21 protein-coding genes are annotated in these 23,571 nt (G+C 38.0%); 14 read left to right on the forward strand and 7 right to left on the reverse strand.

From position 1 onward, the window contains the following. Positions 1-75 precede the first annotated feature (75 nt). On the reverse strand, positions 76-1,170 hold the full coding sequence (locus tag F4V57_RS06330) for a zinc-binding metallopeptidase family protein (protein WP_070069100.1): 1,095 nt from the start codon (positions 1,168-1,170) through the stop codon (positions 76-78). A gap of 237 nt (positions 1,171-1,407) precedes the next feature. Here F4V57_RS06330 and F4V57_RS06335 point away from each other — a divergent pair, with 237 nt between their 5' ends. Further along, the gene (locus tag F4V57_RS06335; RefSeq protein ID WP_081409161.1) at positions 1,408-2,097 is read left to right on the forward strand and encodes a superoxide dismutase; all 690 of its coding nucleotides are present in this window, start codon (positions 1,408-1,410) and stop codon (positions 2,095-2,097) included. A gap of 331 nt (positions 2,098-2,428) precedes the next feature. On the opposite strand, the gene F4V57_RS06340 is transcribed toward F4V57_RS06335, so the two are convergent. Next, positions 2,429-2,872: a Fur family transcriptional regulator gene (locus F4V57_RS06340; RefSeq protein ID WP_171257522.1), complete on the reverse strand. Its 444-nt coding sequence runs from the start codon at positions 2,870-2,872 to the stop codon at positions 2,429-2,431. Between the two features lie 517 nt (positions 2,873-3,389). On the opposite strand from F4V57_RS06340, the gene F4V57_RS06345 reads away from it, so the two are divergent. The 4 genes from F4V57_RS06345 (at position 3,390) to asd (ending at position 7,212) form a co-directional block, all read left to right on the forward strand. Beyond that, positions 3,390-4,058: a glutathione S-transferase family protein gene (locus tag F4V57_RS06345; protein WP_070069098.1), complete on the forward strand. Its 669-nt coding sequence runs from the start codon at positions 3,390-3,392 to the stop codon at positions 4,056-4,058. 142 nt (positions 4,059-4,200) lie between these two features. Further along, a complete protein-coding gene (pncB, locus tag F4V57_RS06350; RefSeq protein WP_070069097.1) occupies positions 4,201-5,412 on the forward strand; it encodes a nicotinate phosphoribosyltransferase in 1,212 nt (403 codons plus the stop codon). 100 nt (positions 5,413-5,512) lie between these two features. Further along, complete coding sequence (locus F4V57_RS06355; protein WP_081409162.1) at positions 5,513-6,364, forward strand: sulfurtransferase; 852 nt, start codon at positions 5,513-5,515, stop codon at positions 6,362-6,364. Further along, positions 6,361-7,212 carry an archaetidylserine decarboxylase gene (asd, locus tag F4V57_RS06360; protein ID WP_070069095.1) on the forward strand — a complete coding sequence of 284 codons (852 nt, stop codon included), beginning with the start codon at positions 6,361-6,363 and terminating at the stop codon, positions 7,210-7,212. Before F4V57_RS06355 ends, asd begins: the two co-directional genes overlap by 4 nt. Positions 7,213-7,296: 84 nt before the next feature. Here the strand turns inward: asd and phoR are convergent, their stop codons facing one another. The 5 genes from phoR to F4V57_RS06385 form a co-directional block, all read right to left on the reverse strand. After that, entirely contained in the window at positions 7,297-8,694 is a 1,398-nt protein-coding gene (phoR, locus tag F4V57_RS06365) for a phosphate regulon sensor histidine kinase PhoR (protein WP_070069094.1), read from the reverse strand. Continuing rightward, positions 8,691-9,413 (reverse strand): phosphate regulon transcriptional regulator PhoB, encoded by a 723-nt coding sequence (gene phoB / locus F4V57_RS06370; RefSeq protein WP_070069093.1) that lies wholly within the window; start codon positions 9,411-9,413, stop codon positions 8,691-8,693. Before phoB ends, phoR begins: the two co-directional genes overlap by 4 nt. Before the next feature lie 294 nt (positions 9,414-9,707). Then, positions 9,708-10,322: an SPOR domain-containing protein gene (locus tag F4V57_RS06375; RefSeq protein WP_070069092.1), complete on the reverse strand. Its 615-nt coding sequence runs from the start codon at positions 10,320-10,322 to the stop codon at positions 9,708-9,710. 117 nt (positions 10,323-10,439) lie between these two features. Further along, positions 10,440-12,230: an arginine--tRNA ligase gene (gene argS, locus F4V57_RS06380; RefSeq protein WP_070069091.1), complete on the reverse strand. Its 1,791-nt coding sequence runs from the start codon at positions 12,228-12,230 to the stop codon at positions 10,440-10,442. Between the two features lie 105 nt (positions 12,231-12,335). Continuing rightward, positions 12,336-12,902, reverse strand: a complete 567-nt coding sequence (locus F4V57_RS06385; RefSeq protein WP_070069090.1) for a phosphatase PAP2 family protein — start codon at positions 12,900-12,902, stop codon at positions 12,336-12,338. Between the two features lie 362 nt (positions 12,903-13,264). Between F4V57_RS06385 and F4V57_RS06390 the strand changes: the two genes are divergently transcribed. The 9 genes from F4V57_RS06390 (at position 13,265) to F4V57_RS06430 (ending at position 23,529) form a co-directional block, all read left to right on the forward strand. Next, positions 13,265-14,764, forward strand: a complete 1,500-nt coding sequence (locus F4V57_RS06390) for an MBOAT family O-acyltransferase (protein ID WP_081409159.1) — start codon at positions 13,265-13,267, stop codon at positions 14,762-14,764. After that, positions 14,751-15,836 (forward strand): SGNH/GDSL hydrolase family protein, encoded by a 1,086-nt coding sequence (locus tag F4V57_RS06395; RefSeq protein ID WP_070069088.1) that lies wholly within the window; start codon positions 14,751-14,753, stop codon positions 15,834-15,836. The genes F4V57_RS06390 and F4V57_RS06395 overlap by 14 nt, the downstream gene beginning before the upstream one ends. Before the next feature lie 24 nt (positions 15,837-15,860). Continuing rightward, positions 15,861-17,099 carry a GDSL-type esterase/lipase family protein gene (locus F4V57_RS06400; protein ID WP_070069087.1) on the forward strand — a complete coding sequence of 413 codons (1,239 nt, stop codon included), beginning with the start codon at positions 15,861-15,863 and terminating at the stop codon, positions 17,097-17,099. A gap of 243 nt (positions 17,100-17,342) precedes the next feature. Further along, positions 17,343-18,599 (forward strand): mechanosensitive ion channel family protein, encoded by a 1,257-nt coding sequence (locus F4V57_RS06405; protein ID WP_070069103.1) that lies wholly within the window; start codon positions 17,343-17,345, stop codon positions 18,597-18,599. An 83-nt stretch (positions 18,600-18,682) separates the two neighbouring features. After that, positions 18,683-20,482 (forward strand): excinuclease ABC subunit UvrC, encoded by a 1,800-nt coding sequence (gene uvrC / locus F4V57_RS06410; protein ID WP_070069086.1) that lies wholly within the window; start codon positions 18,683-18,685, stop codon positions 20,480-20,482. A gap of 116 nt (positions 20,483-20,598) precedes the next feature. Continuing rightward, a complete protein-coding gene (pgsA, locus tag F4V57_RS06415; RefSeq protein WP_070069085.1) occupies positions 20,599-21,183 on the forward strand; it encodes a CDP-diacylglycerol--glycerol-3-phosphate 3-phosphatidyltransferase in 585 nt (194 codons plus the stop codon). 109 nt (positions 21,184-21,292) lie between these two features. Then, on the forward strand, positions 21,293-21,898 hold the full coding sequence (locus F4V57_RS06420) for an alpha-ketoglutarate-dependent dioxygenase AlkB family protein (RefSeq protein ID WP_070069084.1): 606 nt from the start codon (positions 21,293-21,295) through the stop codon (positions 21,896-21,898). A 146-nt stretch (positions 21,899-22,044) separates the two neighbouring features. Next, on the forward strand, positions 22,045-22,563 hold the full coding sequence (locus F4V57_RS06425; RefSeq protein ID WP_070069083.1) for a sigma-70 family RNA polymerase sigma factor: 519 nt from the start codon (positions 22,045-22,047) through the stop codon (positions 22,561-22,563). 12 nt (positions 22,564-22,575) lie between these two features. Beyond that, a complete protein-coding gene (locus F4V57_RS06430) occupies positions 22,576-23,529 on the forward strand; it encodes a FecR family protein (RefSeq protein WP_070069082.1) in 954 nt (317 codons plus the stop codon). Positions 23,530-23,571: the final 42 nt, after the last annotated feature.

Below are 23,571 nucleotides of genomic sequence, written 5' to 3' on the forward strand. Positions count from 1 at the left end.
TTTTATCCAAATAAAATCCATATTTTAAATACTCCCTCAGCCTTGCATATGATTCCAGATAACATGATCGATATTTTAGTTCTTCCATGTGAAACCATTCATTGTATCTATTGATTTCTTATTTATATTCTCTAAAAGAATTTGATGAATGAAATGTAATTTATTAATAACCTTATCAGATAAAGTAAATGGATAAGCATCTGATAATCCCATACTACGATTTAATGCATTCAGAGAGTAGCTTAATGCAAACCAATTCTTTATTGTTAGTGTAAAGTCGGCACTGCATACCGGACAATCCTTAAACTTTAGTTCTGGATTATTAGGGTGTTGGGATTGGATAGACATTCCCGTGTAAAATGCAGTATCTAAGGTACTTATCATGTGTAAATAATGTGCCCAACTTTCAGCCCAGTCCTCCCAAGGATGGCTGGTTGCGTAGGCACTAATATAATTTTCTTGCCAGTTTTCTTGTGCGCCATTTTCGTAATAGTGTTTTAATGAATCAGCATAGTCAATACGTTCATCACCAAATAATTGCCGAAATTCATCTATCCATTTGCTGTTTTGAACCAAAGTATCAAAATAAAAATGACCACTTTCATGACGAAAATGTCCTAATAATGTGCGGTAGTTTTCTCCCATAGAAATGCGTGTTGTTTCACGATAAACAGTATCTGCCTCAAAAGCATTTAATGTGATTAAACCATTGGCATGTCCAGTAAGTACGGGTTGATCATCTGTGGGTACTAAGAATTGGAAACTTAAGCCTAAATGATCATCAGGATTTTTTTTGGCACGTGGAAATATTTTTAATCGCTGAGTCATATATAAAAAACGTCTTTTTGCCGTTTCTAATTTTGCCCAGTATTCAATATTTTTTTCTTCATGTAAGTCTGGGATGACTGTTGTCAGTTTACAAGATTCACATAAATCAGTATTTTCATGAATATCTATCATCCAGTTACAGACATGATAATCTTGATAATTTTTGCAAGCTTTGAAGTAAAGTCCATTTTCATCCAGTGATTGCCATCCTTTTTCAGTTTTTTTAAAAGTCATCATAGTTTCTAATGCTGGCACATAGCCCACAGGATGTTGACAATTATTACAAATATAATTGTGGAAAAAAATTTGTGCTTGGCAATTTGAGCAATAGAAAATTTTCATGTTTAAATTAAAAAGATTTAAGACAAAGATATTCTAGTAAGTTTTTGCAGTTTTGAAATATTTTCTCATGTAATCTTTTGTCTATTTAAGCAAGATTTGTAGTGATTGCTTGAGCAGTAGCTTAGATAAGTGATTTAACAATATAATTCAGCGTGTAATAATGTGTAAAAATAGCTGATATTTATTCATATATAATTGATAATCATTCCTGATAGTTACTGAATATGGAATAATGATATGTCTTCAAAAATAGTAAAAAATATCCTGTTGTTTAGTTGGATTATGGGTGCTTCATCTTTGGCAATAGCAGAATTTAAACAAGCACCTCTGCCTTATGCAACAAGTGCGTTAGAACCTGCTATTGATCAACAAACCATGGAAATTCATTTTGGTAAACACCATAAAACTTATGTTGACAATTTAAATGGACAAATTAAGACTTATCCTGAATTGGATAAAATTAATTTAATTACTTTACAAAAACAAATTTCTAAATATAACACTACTGTAAGGAATAATGGTGGTGGACACTTTAATCATGATTTTTTCTGGCAAAGTTTGGCACCTATAGGTAAAACAGGCGTACCTAGTCCAGCTTTGCTGAAAAAAATTAATGCGGATTTTGGTTCTTTAGAAGCATTCAAAGAAAAATTCAATCAGGCGGCTACAGGGCGTTTTGGTTCTGGGTGGGCATGGTTGGTTGTGACACCCGAAGGCAAACTGGCTGTGATTTCTACGCCTAATCAGGATAATCCACTGATGGATATTGCTGAAGATAAAGGTGTACCTCTACTGGCTCTGGATGTTTGGGAACACGCTTATTATTTAAAATATCAAAATCGCCGGGCAGATTATACTAAGGCATTTTGGCAGGTTGTAAACTGGAATACAGTAAATCAACGTTTTATTGAGGCAACACAAAAATAATTGGTTCTGTTACTATTTCTGTCAATACATCATTACTAGGCAATATGCTTATAGATGTTACTTTAGCAATATATCGTATGGATAGCTTGCATCCAAGTTTTTTGATTTTTTAATTATTAGGATAATGTGATTCTTAAATATTCTGGGATCATTGGCATTAAATAATAATGATCCCAATTTTTTAGATCTAGTGTCTTTGTTACACGATAATAGTTTTGCTCAACTTCTAAATTTTTTGTATTAAACCGGTTATAAAAATTTAAGTAGACTTCTCTAAAACCGTAATTTTCTTTTTAGATGGCTTAGAAAATCACGGTGATATTTTAAAAGATTATGCACATTTTTGCTGACAATGTGAGCAAAAATCTACGTTTAAAATTAAAGAATATGATGTCATATATAGTTGATGTTGCTGGCAAAATATTTGAATGGTTTGTTGTAAGTGTGGGTCATTGATAGTATCCATTGAGCCACAATGCTTGCAGCAGATGCGAATTGGGCCGTCAATATGAGTCAAGGAATACATGGCTTGCTCAAGATTAATTTTATAGCGTTGAATTAGCCCCGTATTTTGAAATAATTTTAACGTGGAATAAATTGTAGACAAATTAATGCGATTATTGATCATTAATGATGCATTCTCAATGTCATAAGCAGTCATGCCTTGTGGCGAGTTCTTTAGAATTTGAAAAATCATGATACGAGGTAAAGTTACTTTGATTTTGGCTCTTTTCAAAATATCCCGAATATCATTTATTTCTTGACGGTTGACCATTGTTATACCTAAACACCCATTTAAATTTAATAAATTAAGTTGGAATCCCAAATTTTTTTGCATAAAAAAACAGGATAAAAAATATTTCATTGTTCAAAAAGCAATATGTTTTTGCTGGGTAAAAATTGCCTCACTACACATCGCAAAAATCCTTGCTTTTATATAATAAGACGAATGAGATGAGAAAATAGCTCAATATTTTGTGTAATCTTTTGTTATCTTTAAATTTTAAACTTAAGAATTAGTAAGTCAAACCTAGGCTTTTGTATTCGAGGATTTCTTTTATATTATGGTGTTGAAATTATATTTGATATTTGTGTCTTAAAATTTCTGTAATGCGATTGACTGACATTAATATTATAAAGTGATCGTTAGGCTAAAGCTTAGTATTACAAATACAATTGTAATCAATGCCGTTTTACTGCAAATCTGACATGAAAAATCACAATATCTTACATGATTAAAGTAAAGAACGTTTTAAGATGATACCAAGTCTTTAATTATTGAGGATATTTCAATGCTGACTTTACATCATCTGGAAAATTCTCGTTCGTTGCGTATTCTATGGGCATTGGAAGAGTTAGGAGTAGATTATCAGGTCGAGTATTATCGTCGTTCGCCAAGCTTGACTGCACCCCCAGAACTTAAAAAAATTCATCCTTTGGGAAAAGCACCAATTTTGACAGATGGCGATCTAGTATTGGCAGAATCTGCAGTGATTCTGGAATTTTTACAGGAAAATTACGATTTACAACAGCAATTTAAACCATTACAACGGGAACAACAATTACAGTATCGCTACTGGATGCATTATGCAGAAGGTTCCTTAATGCCACTGATAGTTTTCCAATTGGTGATGTCGCAACTTGGCAGTAAAAATACACCATTGATTACCCGGCCATTTACCAAACAGGTTGGTGAACAGGTCAAGCAAAAATTTATTCAACCACGTTTGTTGGAGCATGTGCAATTTATTGAACAACATTTATCACAACACTCATATTTTGCTGGTACGATGTTTAGTTTCGCAGATATCCAGATGACCTTTGCACTTCAGGGTTTAGCCAAATTGAGCCATATACCGGATGATTTACCGTATTTACAGGCCTATTTGCAGCGCCTGACTGAACGACCTGCGTTCAAAATGGCGCAGCATAAAAGTCCAGATGGTGGTAAAGTAGCTTAGGGTGTGAAACTACATCCTTAAAATAAGTTGTAAACGCTGATTACATTCAATTTATTCCGTGTTGTACCATTCGTACAGTATGGGATAAATGAATGTACTGAAACTTTTAACATAGCATTAGAAAATAGATACTGGAATTTCTATGGCTGGAATCATTCAGTCCTTATTGGATACGGACTTATATAAATTCACGATGTTGCAAGTGGTTTTGCACCAATTTCCACAAACACATAGTGTACACTTATTTAAATGTCGCAATACTCATGAAACAGTTTACCCTTTGGCAGAAATTAAAGATGAATTAGATCAGGAAATTGATGATCTATGTCAGCTAAAATTTAAAGAAGAAGAATTACAATATTTAAGAAGCCTACGGTTTATTAAAAGTGATTTTGTTGATTATCTTGAACTTTTTCAATTAAAGCGGCGTTTTGTTGCGACAAGTATTGATGAGCATGGTGAACTTGGCATTCGTATTGAAGGCCCCATGGTTCAGTCATTATTTTTTGAAATTTTTGTTCTAGCAATTGTGAATGAATTATATTTTCGTCGATTAAATGTTGAGGAAGCGCTGGCCGAGGGTGAGAAACGTCTTCAAAAAAAGGCAAAATTATTAAGCTATTATGCCGAACATCAAATTGCTGGTGAACCACCATTTTTAGTTTCTGATTTTGGTACCCGGCGTCGTTATAGTTATACATGGCAACGTCATGTGGTTGAAACCCTTAGATCAGCAGCGCCTAATATTTTTCGTGGAACCAGTAATGTTTATTTAGCCATGCAACTGGGTATTACACCTATTGGCACGATGGCACACGAATTTATGCAGGCATTTCAGGCATTGGATGTGCGGTTACGTGATTTCCAGAAAGCTGCACTTGAAGCTTGGGTTCAGGAATACCGTGGGGATTTGGGGATTGCTTTGACCGATGTGGTGGGGATGGATGCATTCCTGCGGGATTTTGATCTGTATTTTGCCAAATTATTTGACGGTTTACGTCATGATAGTGGAGACCCTTATGAATGGGGGGACAAAGCTTATCAGCATTACAAGAATCTGAAAATTGATAGCCGTAGTAAAATGCTGACTTTTAGTGATGGCCTAACTTTGGAAAAAGCTTGGCAGCTTTATCAATATTTTAAAGATCGTTTTCAAGTCAGTTTTGGTATTGGTACCAATTTAACTAATGATATGGGGCAAACACCATTGAACATTGTCTTAAAGCTGGTTGAATGTAATGGACAATCCGTAGCTAAAATTTCTGATAGTCCTGGCAAGACCATGACGGATAATGATACCTTTTTGGCGTACCTTCGACAGGTGTTTCAAATTCCAGATGATGTGCATGCTTAATGCACATCTTTGCTAAGGATGTCTTAAAAATTAAAAACCACTAAAAAATTGATATGTTATGATCAAAACCATTCAGGAATCCCAAGAGATCATTAGACGTATGAACGCCAGTACTGCTGTACCATTCGGCTTGCTTGTTGAACCTGAGCAGGTTGTACCGTTTATTGATGACCCAGATATTCGTATTATTGATTTAAGTCGTGAGTCAATTTTTGAGCAAATTCATCTTCCACATGCAATTTTGGTCAAGCCCAAAGAATTACTTAAAGAGGAAGAGTTTGCTGCGGGAAAGTTACCAAACACTGAACAATTACAGGCTTTAATTGACCGTCTGGGGTTAACAGAACAACATCATGTTGTGGTGTATGATGATGAAGGCGGTGGTTGGGCAGGACGATTTATCTGGAATTTACATTGTGCAGGTTTTTATCAAACCAGTTTGCTTAATGGTGGGATTCATGCATGGCTGGCTGCTGGCTTAGCTACCAGCACAGAAATAACAGAAATTACACCAGTATTAGCCACATTTCAGGTCAACTGCCAGCAACAGCAACAATTTCGTATAGAATACGAGGAACTATCTACATTGGTTGAACAGCAAGCTGTACAGCTTTGGGACTGTCGTACTGAACAGGAATATACAGGTATTCGTCTGGCTGCACGACGTGGTGGACATATTGCTGGTGCAAAATGGTATGAATGGAGTACTGCCATTAATCGTCAGGATCATTTAAAATTGCATCCTTTAACCCGTACTCAGCAACAACTGGAACAACGTGGTTTTGATTTATCCCGCCCTGTGGTGGTGTATTGTCAATCTCATCACCGCTCAGGGCTTGCATATATTATTGGTCGACTTCTGAATTGGGAAATTCGAGCTTATGATGGTGCATGGAGTGAGTGGGGCAATCGTTCTGATAGTGCGATTATCAATGGAGAACAACCCTTTTGAGCAGCAGCGAAAAACTGATCAGTCAGGCATTTATTCAGGCACAGAAAATCTTACCACAGCATAAACTTAGCCGTTTAGTGGGTAAAATTGCTGCCAGTGAGCAGCCTTTGTTAAGAACAGCCGTAATTTATGCATTTAAACAAAAATATGGTATTGATTTATCAATTGCTGAAGCAGAAGAAATTAGTCGATATCCATCCTTTAATGCTTTTTTTACACGTGCATTAAAAGCAGGCACACGTCCAATTGATCCTGAAGAAACACATGTGGTGAGCCCAGCAGATGGTGCAATCTCCCAGTTAGGTACAATTAGTGCTGGTCAAATTTTTCAGGCAAAAGGACAAAGTTTTTCTGTAGAACAATTGATCGCTGACCCACAATTGGCACAACCATTTGAAGATGGTAAATTTATTACCGTTTATTTATCTCCCAAAGATTATCATCGTGTACACATGCCATTTTCAGGATGTTTGACTGAAACGTTATATGTGCCGGGAGAATTATATTCAGTCAATCAGGTCACTGCGGAAAATATTCCTAATCTATTTGCACGTAATGAACGTATGGTCTGTTTGTTTGATACCGATTTAGGCCGAATGGCGGTGGTGTTGGTGGGTGCCATGATTGTTGCAGGAATTGAAACTGTGGCTACAGGTAAAGTGAAGCCGACAGGCCATATCGAATTACAACAGCATGCTTTGCAATTGGAAAAAGGCGATGAGTTAGGCCGTTTCTATCTGGGATCAACAGCCATCGTGTTGTTTGAAAAAAATAAAGTCGAATGGTCTGCACAGCTTACAGCCAATAGTGAGGTACAAGTGGGCCGTCAGATTGGGCAAACGATCTAGGTAGTTAGATGTAGAGATTATTAACAAAATATTTATCATCCAAGTATTACAGAGTCTACGTTGCATAAAGGTCACGTAGACTTTTTATTCACCATCCATTAAATGGTCTGATGGATTTTCAGGTGGATGTAAACGATGTTTGGGGAAAACTGCTCTGAATATTGAACCTAACTGTTCTTTGGACTCAACTTCCAGATATGCATCATGTTGCGCCAATACGTGTTTTACAATAGCCAAGCCAAGCCCTGTTCCTCCAGTTTCACGACTACGACCACTATCTACCCGATAGAAACGCTCGGTTAGTCGTGGTAAATGCAGTGAATTAATGCCAATACCTGTATCCTGCACCGAAAAAATAGCTTCTTCGCCGCGATCCTGCCACGAAATGGTAACCGTACCATGTGGTGGTGTGTATTTAATCGCATTGGTAATTAAATTACCAAAAGCACTGGCTAGCTCCATATCCGAACCAATTAAATCATTATGGCTTTCAAGATTGAGATTGAGTGTATGACCATATTCAGTATTATAACCTTGAGCATCATCAAACAGTTGATTCATTAATTCAGCCATATCAATAATTTGATTTTTGCTTTGCAGTGATTCACTTTCTAGTCGAGACAGAAGTAATAAATCATTAACTAATGCATTCATCCGGCGAGTTTGTTGTTGCATTTGATCAAAAGCACGTCGCCAGCGTTGCGGCATTTCATCATTTTCATATAATGTTTCTAGATAACCACTCAGTACGGTAAGTGGGGTACGTAATTCATGAGATACATTATCGACAAAATCTTTACGCATTTGTTCTAGCTTACGGATGCGGGTAACATCATAGGCAACCAATAATCGGCTATCATAACCAAATCGTGTAATTTTAATTTGTGTATAACGCCCTGCTGCCAGCGAGGATTCAATCACTAGACCATCTGGAAAATCATTGACATGATTAAAATACTTAATGAATTCAGGATTACGCATGATGGTTTGCACTGGGCGTTTTCGATCACCAAATTTTAGACCTAATAAACGTTCTGCTGCCGGATTCCACCATTCTAAATAATGCTGTTCATCAACCAGTACCACAGCTTCTTCCAATGCCATCAGAGATGATTGTGCCCGATCAATTAGCCCAACCATTTCCGCCTGCATAGTACGCTCACGGCGCTGGGCACGGTAAACGTTGAACAGAAGTGCACCCCACACACCGGAAAGATCAGGCGGTGGTTCATTGGAATGTTGGCTGATCCATTGATTAACTAGATATAAAGAACGCAGTTGTAAGGCAAAGAAGACAATCAATCCCAAGCAAATACATAGGATAAAATAATTAATACCCAAACCAATAAAACCAGCAATAATCAGTATCAGTGCCAGTTTACGGATATCTTCAGAAATATAGGTTTTTAGCGCACTATAACGTTCATGTTGGGAATCGGAATCATCATTGAGGTCATCAGGCAATAAAGAAGAATCACTCATGCAACTGGTTGGCCTACAGCAAGATCAATGCGTGCAGAGAAGCGATAGCCAGTACCTCGAACAGTTTGTACATAGCGATCCGCAGAAAATGGTTCCAGGACTTTACGCAAGCGACGAATATGCACATCAATGGTACGGTCTTCAATATATACATTACCTCCCCAGACTTGATCAAGTAATTGTGCACGCGTATAAGCACGCTCCGGATGTGTCATGAAGAATGCCAGTAAGCGATATTCGGTTGGCCCCATTTCTAGGTCGGTACCTCGAAAGCTCACTCTTTGGCTGACAGGATCAAGGCTAAGGCCATTAATTTCAATTGATTTTTCACCTTTTAATGCATTAGAGCGGCGCAAGACGGCCTTAATACGGGAAACCAGTTCACGAGTGGAAAATGGTTTGGTCATATAATCATCAGCACCTGCATCAAGCCCTTGTACTTTATGATCTTCTTCACCACGCGCTGTGAGCATGATGACAGGAATTTCAGATAAACTTTCATCACGCTTTAAACGACGACATAAATCAATACCGCTGACACCATTCGGTAACATCCAATCGAGTAGAATAAGGGCAGGGCGTTGATCCACGATCATTTGATGGGCTTGTTTGGCATCTCCAGCCTGCTGACATTGAAAACCTGCCATATCCAGCGCAGTATGGATCATTTCCCGAATTGGTAATTCATCATCCACGATGAGAATGTATTCATTTTTCACAATAGAACCCTATGATTTTGGCCAAAGCCTGTTTTGTATACGATAGGACTATTACAAAGTGATAATATTACAATAATATTGCAGCACTTTGCTTTTTTGAAGAATTTTGCAATAAATATGTAATAAAAAAATCATAGATAAGAAATTGTATTTATTTTCAGGAAGTTAAGTTTTTTGAAAATAATTGGAAACTTGTTGACGAGTAGACAACAAGATTTAGAACTGATTAAATTTTGATAAATTGATGATATGAAAAATGAGAAAGGATCAATTTGAGATTGATCCTTCATGCAATCATGAACCTGCCTGTTTGACAATAATGGAGTCTATACCACCATTTTGCAAAGTTTGTTGAGCAATACCTGCAGCTTGTTGACTTGGATAAGGCCCAGAAATAACCCGATACCAGATTTTATTGCCTTCATTTGTCATGATCACATCTGCGGATAGCCCATTTAAGACAATTTCAGCACGTTTGGCATCTGCACTGTCAGGATCCTGATAGCTTTTTATCTGTAAAATATAGCGTGGTGTTACTGGAGTTTTTTCACCAGTCTCATCATTCTCGCCATGATTCGCTATGTTATCCTGACTACCTGGCGCTTCTATAACCGTGACGGGTTGTTGTGTTTGATGTTCCGGTACAGCTTGTTCCGGAATTGGTGTAACCTGTTGCTTTGGTAACATATCATAAAAGCGATAATCTTTGTTGGTTTCTTGCTCAGCATTCAGGTTTGCATTTGGATCGGCTTTAGCGACAGGTTGCCATGGTTGCCATAATGACAAGAAAATTGCCACACAGACACCCATGAGAATCAGTACAAATAACCATAGCCATGAAGGGACAGTTTTATTTGTTTTTGCGGGTTTGGGGCGTTCAGATACGCCTCGTTGTGTTTTACCAAACACGTCTGATCCTCATGTCGTAAAGCAAATATCGGATATGAATACCGATTTTTCAATGTTTGTGGCAATTAAAGCTTACTGCTGTTTATAGTAAGCTTTTGTAAGTGTCTTAGATATCTTCTACATTGTCACTGGCGCAGATACACCGAGTAATGTTAAACCATTTTTTAACACTTGTTGTACGTTTATTGATAATAATAAACGTGCCTGTGTGAGTTCAAGGTCGTCGCCCAATACTTTATTTTCGTTGTACCATGCGTGAAAAAGTGCAGCGAGTTCTTTGAGATAGTTGCCAACTTGGTGAGGTTCATAGGCGTTAGCTGCGCGAATGATAACTTCAGGATAAGCAGCAAGTTTGGCTAGAATTTCTGTTTCGGTATCCAGACTAAGTTTTTCAGCAAATTGGCGAGCGTTGCTCGCATCAAAAGAAAGATGTATTTCTTCGGCTTTGTCCAGCATGCGGCAAATTCTTGCATGTGCATATTGAATGTAATACACCGCATTGTCTTTGCTTTGTGATACAGCAAGATCGAGATCAAAATCAATGTGTTGTTCTGATTTTCGCATCACATAATAAAAACGGGCAGCATCATTGCCGACTTCTTCACGTAGTTCACGTAAGGTAACAAACTGTCCAGAACGGGAAGACATTTGTATCATCTCGCCACCACGCCATAAACTGACAAATTGCACCAGTAAAACGGTAAGTTTACTGGAGTCATAACCCATTGCATCAATCGCTGCTTTTACACGGGCAATATAGCCATGATGATCTGAACCCCAGATATCGACAATATGTGTATAGCCACGCTGTAATTTATCTAGATGATAGGCAATATCTGAGGCAAAATAAGTAGTCTGACCATTACGGCGTTTTACAACACGGTCCTTCTCATCACCAAATTCAGTAGATTTAAACCAAATATTGCCGTCTTTTTCATATAAGAAACCACGTTGCTGTAAGGTATCAAGTGCTTCATCAATTTTTTCCAGTAGTGAAGCTTCGCTAAACCAGCGATTAAATGTGACACCAAACTCTTCCAGATCATCTTTAATATCATTCAGAATGGCTTGTAACGCTGCCTGATGAAAAACCCGATAACTTTCGCCCAGTAATTTTTGGCTATTGGCAATCAAACCATCGATATGTTTTTCTTTATCGCCAGAAAGAATGACTTTATCACCATTGGCATCAGGTTCATCTGCATATTGCACATCTTCTGCAACATGTTTGTAGATATCACTGACGGTATGGACGTAAGCATCACCATCTTTATTTAAAATATTTTGGGCAATTTCTTTAACATAATCGCCCTGATAGGCATTTTTAGGAAAAACCAGTGTTTGTCCTTGTAGTTCCAGATAGCGTAAATAGGTTGATGTGGCGAGAATATCCATCTGACGTCCGGCATCATTGACATAATATTCACCATCCACTTGTGCACCTGTGGCACGTAATAGATTTGCAACTGTCATACCATAGGCAGCTCCACGACCATGTCCTACGTGTAGGCTTGAGGTTGGGTTAGCCGATACAAACTCAACCTGAATTTTTTGGGCTTGGTTGATGCAGCTTTGTCCGAATTGCTCTTGTTGTTGGGCAATTTGATCCAGAATAGCAAAACGTTGATCAGCATTAAGAAAGAAATTAATAAAACCTGGACCTGCAATTTCTGCTTTATGGATTTCTGTCGTAGCGGGTAAATTTTCCAGAATTTTTTTGGCAAGATCACGTGGTTTCATCCCGGCAATCTTTGCAGCGACCATGGCAATATTGGAGGCAAAGTCACCGTGGTTACGGTCTTTAGTACGTGTAAGTACACTGTTATTCTGCCAATCCTGAGGAAGGATGTCTTGAGTTTGTAACGCCTGTACTGCCTGCGCTAAAGCGTGTTGAATTGCCGTATTCATAACCAGTAAAAAGATTGCCTGTAAAGAGAGCAAATATAACAAATTTTACTGTGTTGGGGGAGAGAAAGATTGTTCTTTCTCTTTCGGGAGCCATTGTTGAAATAGTTATTTAATTCGTGATAAAAAACTGAATTTACGTAATGAATTCAGGCGTAATAATACAGGCATTAAATAATAAAACAGCATGTTAAGACTTAGTGCAACGATAATTGCACCAATGATGTCATAGGGAAAATGTACCCCTAGATAAATTCTTGACCAACCGACCATAAGGGCACAAAACATTAATGCGATTCCCAATTTATATTGGGCCGAAAACAAGTAGGATAATGCAATAGTACTGATAACCAGCATGTGGCTGCTTGGGAATGAATTATTGGCATCGTGATCAATCAACGGAATACCGATACCAAGTGTAAACGGTCGAGGAAGATATAAATAATCATCACATAAATTACCAATGGCAGAGGCAAATAATGTGATGACCAGTGCTTTAAGAAACAGGAGATGGTAAGGATGTCTAAATATAATCGCTGCGCCAAGCAGCATAATAATGATCAGTGTAGTGAGATAGTGTGAAAAAAATAAGGCAGGTTGAAGAAATAAATCGTGATTGGCTCCATCAGTATGGATTAAATGAAATAAAAAATAATTTAATTCCGATAAAGTCATGTTTTTGTAGTGCAATAAAAAATTGCTTTAGCTTAACGAATAAATTTTTTCAAAAAGGTGGCAAAATACTTTAAATTTGTTGTGATCGTGTAAGGCTAATGTGTAATTATGAATAAACTAAAGTTTTTATAAATTGAAAAAATATCTATTTAACTCTTCTAAACGGTTATTAAATGCTAAAGCCTTGATTTATTTTTACGATTGATTTTGAACTTATTAAAAGTTTTTTTATAATGCATTGAATAATATAGAAATAAAAAAATAAATACTTGTGTTAAAAATGCTCACAGAAAAACAACATGATGTAAAATAAAATTCATAAATGCTAATATTTTGCAGAAATTTTCCCACAGTACATGCCCATGTTTTCGTTCCTATCGATAGAATTTGGTTTATTCTTTCTGGTGTTTTTTTGTCTGTATTGGGCGTGTCGTCATCAACCTCAATTCCAGAATTTTTTACTTGTTCTTGCAAGTTACGGCCTGATTTATCTCATGGCAGGTACATTAGCTGTTGGAATGTTGTTTGTATTTACACTACTTATTTTTTTATTATCAATTGCGATGGATCGTTTTGAACATAATAAAAAACTCTGGTTAAGCTGCGGCATTGTGTTCACTGTGCTGAATCTAGGTATTTTTAAATATTATGATTTTTTTAAGCCACAGATTGCCGCTGTGCTGCAACAATTCCAGTTAGATAGTTCAGGACTGGCTGCAAATCTGATTTTACCTTTGGGTATTTCTTATTATTCTTTTCAAGCCATTAGCTATCTAGTCAGCCGTTATCGTAATGAAGTGGACGTCCCGCGTTTTAATCTGTCTCAGTTGTTACTGCATTTTTCTTGTTTTGCCACCATTACTGCTGGACCAATTGCCCGGGCGCAAAGTGCCAAAGGTTTGACCGATATCTATGGAAAACCTTGTGGATTAAGCCCTCAATTACGCCAAAAGGAAAAACGTCAAATTCTGACACCTACACTGGCATTCTTATTGATTGCGCTGGCTTTGGCAAAAAAATGGTGGTTGGCTGGCTATCTGGCTGATCATTGGGTCAACCCTGTATTTTCCAATCCGATGCAATATCACAGTTTGGAGGTATTGGCTGCCATCTATGGTTATACCGTGCAACTGTTTCTGGATTTTTCTGGATATAGCGACATGATGATTGCCTTTGGTTTATTGCTAGGTTTGCGATTACCTGTGAATTTCCGAGCGCCTTTGCTGGCACATAATATTCGCGATTTCTGGGATAGATGGCATATTAGTTTATCCACCTGGATCAGGGACTATATTTATATTCCTTTGGGTGGGAGTCGTGGCAGTTTTACGCGTACACAAATAAATCTGCTCAGTGCAATGGTTCTGTCAGGAATTTGGCATGGTTCTACGTGGAATTTTTTATTGTGGGGACTATTTCATGGTTTGGCGCTGGTTATCTTGAATATTTCAGACAAAATTTACGCGCGAATATTTAAAGTACCTTTAAAACAGGCCAGAGATACTGTTTACCGTTCCGGATTATTGGGCAAGGTTTTGAGTGTTTTTATCACCATTCATTTTGTCTGTTTTGCTTTTGTGTTCTTTCGAGCAAAAACCTTTAATGATGCTATAGATGTATTCCACGCCTTATTGAGCAATTATATCAATGTGCAATTTTCTGATAATCCTTTGTATTTACTTAGTTTGTTGTTAATTGCATGGGTTATTTATCCGTTTGTTCGGCAGTTACCTCACTATTTGAAACTTAATCTGCAGCATTTGCCTCGTTATGCGTTGGTTGTTCCTTTATTTATTGTTTTTATCGTGATCGTGATTTGTGCACCATCAGGTATTCCGGGATTTATTTATGCCAATTTCTAATCAACCCAATATACTTGGTTCACAGCTTGAAATAAAACAGATTCAGGCCAAACCACAACCAAAAAGCTCTCATTTTTATGATTTTGTCTATGTCTTTATCATTTTATTGAGTTTTGCGGTGATGGGAATATGGATCATGCAAAATTCAGTGAATGCCTACGTTCAGCAAACGTATCATCGTGATAGTCCATTGTTGTATTTAAATCGGTTTGCATGGTGGCAGTTGGGTGAGCAGATTGGCACGACACTGTATCAGGCAGATGATCATGCAAAGGTTGGTATTGCACAGGTCAATGCGCGGTTTGTAGAAAACTTTAATGCACAATATGCTTACACACCAGAGTACAAGAAGTATTTAGTAGAAAAAAATCGACAGGAACAAATCCGATTAGCACAAGAAGCACAAACAAAAGCGCTATTGGCGCTACAAAATCAGTTTGCTTTGGGCAAAAATGATCAGGTATTTTTTGCGGGTGATTCCATGATGCAGGGTGTGGCACCGTGGGTACAAAAATATTTGCAAGAAAATTTTGCCATTAAGACGGTAAATCTAAGTAAACAAAGTACAGGTTTAACCTATCCCAGCTTTTTTGACTGGCCGAAAACTATTCGGGATACTTTAAATAGTAATGCCAATATTAAAGTGATGGTGATCTTTTTAGGTCCAAATGATCCGTGGGATATTTCCAATCCTCAAGGTGGCGCTGCGTTAAAATTTCAATCTCCGGAATGGGAAACAGAATATCGTGCCAGAATCTCAGGTATTCTTCAGGATGCACAGAAACATCATGTCAGTGTGATGTGGGTAGGTCCACCTAATATGCGTAAAGATTTGCTGAATACACAGATGACATATTTAACACAGGTGATTGCTGATGAGGTCAAAAAACATCAGGCATATTATATCGATAGTCGCCTGATCGTAGGTGACAAACATAATATCTACAGTGATTATCTTATTCAGGGCAATAATTCGATTAAAATGCGCAGTGCGGATGGCATACATTTTTCTCCAGATGGACAAAAAACCATTGCACAAGTGATTGAGCGACATTTTAAAATTTTAAATTAACAAATCGAAGGCAGATTGCAGAAGATGAAGATAAATACCAAATTAACACTGACAGCGTTATTCATTGGAATCATCAGTCACTCAACTTTTGCAAATGATCTCAGTAATTTTAATGAACCCAACACTTTACATTTAATTCAAGCCTTGAAAAACCATCAGGTGCATATTGTTCAATTCGGCGATTCGCATACTGCTGCTGATGTAATGACGGATGCTTTAAGGGTACGTTTGCAGCAGACTTTGGGTAATGGTGGTATGGGTTGGGGAATGCCAATGTATTTTACTGGGCAGCGATTGGCACGATATGGTTATGACAATACTGGCTGGTTAGCGGTTTCCAGCCGAAGTCGTCAGGACGAAAATTATACGCTTGGTGGTTTTTTGGCTATACCCCGGTATGACGGTGCAACACTCACCATTAAAGCCAAGCAAATTGAACAACCGCAGAAAATCACTGTGAGTTTAAGACAGGCAGTCAATGATGCTGCATTTACCGGTGTAGATGCCAATGGGCGTAACTTTAGCATTGAAGCCCCTGTTAAAAATGGCCAATGGCAGACAACCCAGTTTGTGGCAAAACTACCATTTACCATTACTGCACATCATACTGAGCATTCCGCAATCGCCGGGTGGTGGGCTGAAAACGAATCTGGTCAAGGCGTTGTGGTTTCTGCATTGGGTATAAATGGTGCAGAACTAAGCCATTGGAACCGCTGGAATCATCAATGGCAAAATGAAATGCAGAAAATTGCACCAGATTTAGTAATTTTGGCTTATGGCACCAATGAGGCTTATAATAATCAGGTTGATGTGGCTGCGCAGAGACAGATTTTAATCAATAAAATTCGAGATATTCGCCGTGCAAGCCCACAAAGTTCGGTAATGCTTGTTTCTGCACCAGAAAGTCTGAAATCAACAGCTGAGCAATGTGGGATACGACCAACACAATTGACTGCATTTCAAATGATGCAAAAACAGGTTGCGCAGACAGAAAAAACCTTATTTTGGGATTGGCAACATGCTATGGGCGGTAATTGCTCCATGAAAGGATTGATTAAGCAGGGGGAAGCTCGTGCTGATGGCGTGCATTTTACTGCAAGTGCTTATCAGCGTTTTGGACAGTCAATCGCCGAAGCTTTATTGACACTGGCCGAAATAAATCCTAACACTTCTAGTACAATGCCAAGAGCATCAACCAGCAATTTGACAACAGGTTCAGCAACTATTTGTGATGTAACAAGCAATCAATGTAAAATTTTTTAATAGGTTTTAGAGTGTAAGCTGATAATAATTAAGTTTTTTGGATAAAAAGATAAAACGGTCATGATCATCTTTGTCCATTGCTTCGTAATGTGCTAAACAACAGATTGTTTATTGGGTATTCAAGGTGATGGCCTATAGAAAATTTTGTTGTGCTGTTTGTATGTTATGGTTTTTTCATACTTATGTGTTTCATCTTTGGCTGGTCATAAATATCCATTAGTATAGGATGGATGAAACGTCATGATGAAATGGAATAAGGAGAATATTTTGCAGCAATGGTGGTTAAAAATAAATGACTGGGTCGATCAATATCCTTGGCTAGAGATGTTGAGTTCATTATTTATTTTATTACTGGTGGCTTGTGTTCTCTATTTTGTCACCAAAAAAATTGTGATTGTTGGCTTACACCGATTGATCGGTAAAGTTTTTCCTTCAACCAATAACGACATCTTTGCTGATCATAGTGTGATTCGGCGTATTGCCAATATTATTCCGGCTTTAATCATTTTGAACGGTATTGGAACCGTGCCACATCTCACCGATAAAATTGTACAAATTGTACAAATGTTGGCACAGGCATGGATATTTTTGACCATTGCTTTATCGATTGCAGAATGTCTGAATATTTTTAATTTAATTTATCAACGTAACCCAAAATCTAGAAATAAGCCGATCAAAGGTTATTTACAACTGGTCAAGATGATTCTGTTTATTGTCTGTGGCTTAATGATTCTGGGAACATTTCTGAAAAAAGATGTATTTACCCTACTGGCCGGTTTTGGTGCAATGGCCGCAGTGTTAATGCTGGTTTTTCAAAATACAATTTTATCATTGGTGGCCAGCGTACAAATTTCATCTTATGACATGATTAGAATCGGCGACTGGATTGAAATGCCAAGCTTGGGGGCTGATGGTGATGTTATAGATATGTCCCTGCATACAGTAACCGTGCGTAATTTCGATAAGACCTATACCACCATTCCAACTAATCGGCTGGTGACAGACACATTTAAAAACTGGCGTGGAATGGCTGATGCAGGTTGTCGCAGAATTAAACGTTCCATTTTTATTGATCAGACCAGTATTCATTTTCTTACCGAGAACGAATTGGAAAAATTCAAACATTTCTTTTTACTCGAAGAATATCTGGATGAAAAAGATAAAGAGCTAACGTTATGGAATGAGCAATTTAAAGACAGTTTAAATCAGCGCCGTTTAACTAATCTGGGGACTTTTCGTGCCTATATATTGCATTATTTACGTCATCATTCCGGTATTGCAAAAAATCAAACCTTACTGGTTCGGCAAATGCAGCCAACTGCTGAAGGATTGCCTTTGGAAATTTATGCATTTAGCACGACTACAGTTTGGGCAGAATATGAAAATATTCAGTCGGATATTTTTGATCATTTGTTTGCCATCATCACAGAATTTGGTTTACGTGCTTATCAGGCACCCTCAGGCAATGATATGACTTTATGGCGACAGCAGAATCTTTAAACATTTTATACTTTTATGATCAGCCCTTGAAAAATCACGGTTTGAGCGCAATTTAAGCAATATCTTTTTAGCTTGAGAAAATCGTGAACCCAAACGCCACAGCGCATATTAATGCTTTATTGCATCACATGACTCAATTACCCGGTGTATATAAAATGCTGGGTAAGGAAGGTGAGCTACTCTATGTGGGAAAGGCGAAAAACCTTAAGAATCGGGTATCGAGCTATTTTGTCAAAACCATTGAACATCCTAAAACTCAGGCATTGGTGGCACGTATTTATGATATCGAAACTATTGTGGTACGTTCTGAAACTGAGGCACTATTATTAGAACAAAATCTGATTAAATTGCATCGTCCGCCATATAACATCATGTTGCGGGATGATAAATCCTATGTTTATATTTTTGTATCTGCAGATAAACCTTATCCCCGAATCGCTATAGGACGAGGACAAGGTAAGCATCAGACCGGAAAATTCTTCGGCCCTTATCCAAGTGCTTATAATGCAAGAGATATGTTGTTGACGTTACAAAAACTGTTTAATGTACGGCAATGTGAAAATTCTTTTTTTGCCCAGCGTAAGCGGCCATGTCTGCAATACCAGATTAAACGTTGTACTGCACCATGTGTTGGATTAATTTCGCCAGAAGATTATGCGCAGGATGTACAAAACTCCATACGTTTTTTGAATGGAGATACTAAGGCACTCAATACGGAATTGATTGATAAAATGGAGCAGGCTGCACAAAGCTATGAATTTGAGAAAGCTGCTTTTTTTCGGGATCGTTTATCTTTATTACGTGAAGTACAGTCGCAACAGGCAGTGTATCGTGTCAAAGGTGAAGCGGATATTTTGGCAATTGCTCATCAATCCGGTGTGACCTGTGTACAGATTTTATATGTTCGTAATGGACGAATGCTTGGTGGGAAAAGCTATTTCCCGGACTTAATGCATGATGATTTGGGTCAATTGCTCAGTGACTTTATTGCCAACTTTTATTTTCAGGTGGCAGATGAAATTCCTCAAGAATTGATCATCAATACTGAATTACCGGATCAGAGACAACTGCAACAAGCATTATCTCAGCATTTTAATAAGAAAATCGTCATTAAACATCATGTTCGAGAAACCCGTGCCGAATGGCTGGAACTGGCACAGATGAATGTTCAGCATGCGATTAAGGGACAGCTTTCCAGTCAACTGGAGTTGCATGAGCGTTTTTATCAACTGGAACTGGCGCTTGGGCGTAGCATTGATCGTATCGAATGTTTTGATATTAGTCATACAATGGGCGAATCACCGATTGCCTCCTGTGTGGTGTTTGATCAGGGCGGGGCACGTAAACGAGATTACCGGCAATTTGCTATTCAGGACATTACCGGAGGTGATGATTATGCGGCAATGCGTCAGGCATTGACACGCCGCTATAAAAAACAGATTTTACCCGATTTATTATTGATTGATGGTGGTAAGGGACAGCTTAAAATGGCAATTGATGTCATGCATGATCTGGGGCTGGATGCATTTATGGTTGGCGTGTCCAAAGGGGAAGGGCGTAAACCGGGATTAGAAACACTGCATTTTACGGATGGGCGTAAGATCCAATTGCCTGAAGACAATAAAGCCTTACATTTAATTCAACAGGTTCGGGATGAAGCGCATCGTTTTGCAATTACTCGCCATCGGGCAAAACGGGATAAAAAACGTGCAGGTTCCGTATTGGAAGTGATTCCCGGTTTGGGTGCGAAGCGCCGTCGGGATTTATTAACGCATTTTGGTGGTATACAGGGAGTACTCAAAGCTGCTGAAAAAGAATTGTTATTGGTGAATGGTATTGGGCCAGCCATGGCACGTACTATTTATAAGGTCCTGCACGAATAAGGGTTAAGCTCGACAGCTGCCTGATTTTGGTATAGAGTTTCACCCGTATATTTGCCATTATTGGCAAAATTATTTCTCCCATTTTTGCATTCGAGATAGCGCAACTGGCGGTGTGTATGACAGGACGAATCCTGAATATTCCTAATATTTTGACGATTGCGCGAATTATTCTAATTCCAGTTTTTTTACTCATTGCATATTGGCCACCTGCTTTGGGGGTGAATGGCTATGAAGGTAGTTTTGCACGACATTTACTGTTAACAGGGCTATTTGTTTTTGCTGCAATTACCGACTGGTTTGATGGTTATCTGGCTCGGCGTTTAAATCAATCATCTGCATTTGGACGTTTTCTGGATCCGGTTGCAGATAAACTTATGGTTGCAGCAGCATTGGTGGTATTGGTTCAATGGCAACCCACCATTTCAATGGCCTTTGCTGCGATTGTCATTATTTCCCGTGAGATTACAGTATCTGCTTTGCGTGAATGGATGGCAGAATTAGGCGCTAGAACCAATGTTGCAGTGTCTACGGTGGGTAAATATAAAACAGCATTTCAGATGATTGCGATTACAGTATTTTTACTTAACTGGCAGCCACTGGAATGGATTGCTTATATACTTTTATACACAGCCGTTATTCTGACGTTATGGTCAATGTTTATTTACTTAAAAGCTGCATGGCCTTATTTGAAACAACCATAGCAATATTGCAACCAATAACGATAAAAGAGCTCAGAACAGCTCTTTTTTTATGCAAAAAAGTTTTTGCTATCATGATTAGTTGCTACAAATCTCCATATATGGATTCGTTATGACACTTGATTTATTTCAGCCAGAACCCAAGCGTAATCTTCTGCCAAAAGATGGGGAGGTCGAAGATTTTGGTATTATTATACCTTTTGAGCAGGCAGAACAGTATTTACAATATTTTTTGCAACATTTGGCATGGCAACATGATGAAGCATACATTTATGGTAATCACTATATCACTACACGTCAGATGGTCTGGTTTGGTGATCAGGATTATCAGTATGTCTATGCAGGTATTAGTAGACAGGCACAGCAATGGAATTCGGTAATTTTACAACTTAAACAACAGATTGAAGCCCTGCTACAGATCTCTTTTAATTCGTGTTTAGCCAATTTATATTTAGACGGCACACAGGGAGTAAGCTGGCATCAGGATGATGAGCCATCTTTAGGGCAGCAATCTACAATTGCCAGTTTAAGTTTTGGTGCAACACGACAATTTGCTTTTCGACATTTAAGTACACAAGAAAAAGTGGAAATGTTATTACACAGTGGCCAATTAATTGTGATGCGAGGACAAACACAAACTTTTTGGCAGCATTGTTTACGTCCTAGTCAAAAAATCATCACACCAAGGATTAATCTCACTTTTCGCCAGTTTCAATAAAATTTGTAATCAACATAGTCAATATGAATGGTATGAGACAAGATAAAAATCAGATATTGATTTAATTTTATAATGAATTGATAATTATTCTTATTAAACTATAATGACATTTTATTGCTTATTCTAACCGTTGAGGCAAGGACCGCATGACATCACAGCCGATCGGATCACAACATACGGATCAAATATCAAAGTTGTATCAGGAGCATCATGTCTGGCTCCATCGCTGGTTATCACAACGTCTTGGCAATCAGGATGATGCAGCAGATTTGGCACAGGAAACCTTTTTTCGGTTATTAAGAAAACAATATCCCTATCATTATCAACAGCCAAGAGCATTATTAACCACAATTGCAAAAAATCTGGCCAATACTTGGTGGCAGCGTAAGCAAATTGAACAAGCTTATTATGAAACATTGGCACAACGCGAAGATGATTATGCCCCATCGCCAGAGCAGGAGTTGATTGCCATTCAGGTTTTACAGGAATTGCAGGATGTTTTAAATGCATTAAAACCCAGAGCAAAACAGATTTTTATGTTGTCACAGATAGAAGGTCTTAGCTACGCTCAAATTGCTGAACAACTGGATATTGCATTAATTACTGTAAAACGAGATATGCACCAAGCCATGTTGCAATGCCTTTTAACCATGCAACTTGATTGATGGATGATCGGCATGTCGGAGTCTGAAATTGATTCAAGGATTCTATCTGAAGTTGCATATTGGCTAATGTTAATGCAGGATCAACCACTTGATGCCGAACAGCAACAACAATTTGAGCAATGGAAGCATCAAAGTCCAAAACATCAGCAAGCTTGGCAAAAGGCTGAAAAATTACAACAACGTATGCAAGCTGTTCCCAAACAGATTAGCAAGAAAACACTGCAAGCCAGTCATCAGCGTCACATTCCCTGGGGTAAACTGGTGGTCGTGCTGGCATTGGGTTGTAGCATTGCCAGTATGATACATATTGCTAATCAACAGGCATGGATGGCAGATTATAGAACGCCTTACGGCGAACAACGTCATATTCAGCTTGAAGATGGCAGTATCATTATCTTAAACAGCAAAACAGCCATAGATATTCATTACACTGCCCAACAACGACAGATTATTCTACATTATGGTGAGATATTTATTGAAACAGGCAAAGAGCAAAGCCACTATCGGCCATTTACTGTACTCGGTAAACATGGTGTTATTCGATCTTTAGGTACACAATTTAATGTGGATCAAAAAGCACAACAAACTACCGTAGCTGTCATTGAGCATGCGATAAATGTCAAAACAGCAAATCAAAAACAGCAGAAACTTGTCTCTGAAGGTCAACAAGTCAGCTTTGATAACAGTCATATCCAGACAGTTCAAACACTTGAGCCGAATACATTGATGTGGCGGAAAGGTTTACTGGTGAGCAATCGTACCAGCTTGAAGCAGTTTGCCGAACAGATTCATCGATATTACGGCATACAAGTTGAGGTTGCCGCCGATAGTCAGCATATTCTGATATCTGGCACTTATTCTACGGCTAATCTTGAGCGATTGTTAAATAACCTTGAAGACACTTATCAATTGCATACCGAATATAATTTCTGGGGAAACAAACTCCTGATTAAAAAAGATAAATAGTATTTAAAAATAAAATTAAAAAATAATGATACTTATTTGAGT

The organism is Acinetobacter qingfengensis (assembly GCF_008693185.1).
Taxonomy (GTDB): Bacteria; Pseudomonadota; Gammaproteobacteria; order Pseudomonadales; family Moraxellaceae; genus Acinetobacter; species Acinetobacter qingfengensis.

Excerpts from the sequence above, each read along its gene's own strand:
- F4V57_RS06330 (WP_070069100.1), bottom strand. The coding sequence starts at position 1,170 with ATGAAAATTTTCTATTGCTCAAATTGCCAAGCACAAATTTTTTTCCAC.
- F4V57_RS06335 (WP_081409161.1), top strand. The coding sequence starts at position 1,408 with ATGTCTTCAAAAATAGTAAAAAATATCCTGTTGTTTAGTTGGATTATG.
- F4V57_RS06340 (WP_171257522.1), bottom strand. The coding sequence starts at position 2,872 with ATGGTCAACCGTCAAGAAATAAATGATATTCGGGATATTTTGAAAAGA.
- F4V57_RS06345 (WP_070069098.1), top strand. The coding sequence starts at position 3,390 with ATGCTGACTTTACATCATCTGGAAAATTCTCGTTCGTTGCGTATTCTA.
- pncB (WP_070069097.1), top strand. The coding sequence starts at position 4,201 with ATGGCTGGAATCATTCAGTCCTTATTGGATACGGACTTATATAAATTC.
- F4V57_RS06355 (WP_081409162.1), top strand. The coding sequence starts at position 5,513 with ATGAACGCCAGTACTGCTGTACCATTCGGCTTGCTTGTTGAACCTGAG.
- phoR (WP_070069094.1), bottom strand. The coding sequence starts at position 8,694 with ATGAGTGATTCTTCTTTATTGCCTGATGACCTCAATGATGATTCCGAT.
- argS (WP_070069091.1), bottom strand. The coding sequence starts at position 12,230 with ATGAATACGGCAATTCAACACGCTTTAGCGCAGGCAGTACAGGCGTTA.
- F4V57_RS06385 (WP_070069090.1), bottom strand. The coding sequence starts at position 12,902 with ATGACTTTATCGGAATTAAATTATTTTTTATTTCATTTAATCCATACT.
- F4V57_RS06390 (WP_081409159.1), top strand. The coding sequence starts at position 13,265 with ATGTTTTCGTTCCTATCGATAGAATTTGGTTTATTCTTTCTGGTGTTT.
- F4V57_RS06395 (WP_070069088.1), top strand. The coding sequence starts at position 14,751 with ATGCCAATTTCTAATCAACCCAATATACTTGGTTCACAGCTTGAAATA.
- F4V57_RS06400 (WP_070069087.1), top strand. The coding sequence starts at position 15,861 with ATGAAGATAAATACCAAATTAACACTGACAGCGTTATTCATTGGAATC.
- F4V57_RS06405 (WP_070069103.1), top strand. The coding sequence starts at position 17,343 with ATGAAATGGAATAAGGAGAATATTTTGCAGCAATGGTGGTTAAAAATA.
- pgsA (WP_070069085.1), top strand. The coding sequence starts at position 20,599 with ATGACAGGACGAATCCTGAATATTCCTAATATTTTGACGATTGCGCGA.
- F4V57_RS06420 (WP_070069084.1), top strand. The coding sequence starts at position 21,293 with ATGACACTTGATTTATTTCAGCCAGAACCCAAGCGTAATCTTCTGCCA.
- F4V57_RS06425 (WP_070069083.1), top strand. The coding sequence starts at position 22,045 with ATGACATCACAGCCGATCGGATCACAACATACGGATCAAATATCAAAG.
- F4V57_RS06430 (WP_070069082.1), top strand. The coding sequence starts at position 22,576 with ATGTCGGAGTCTGAAATTGATTCAAGGATTCTATCTGAAGTTGCATAT.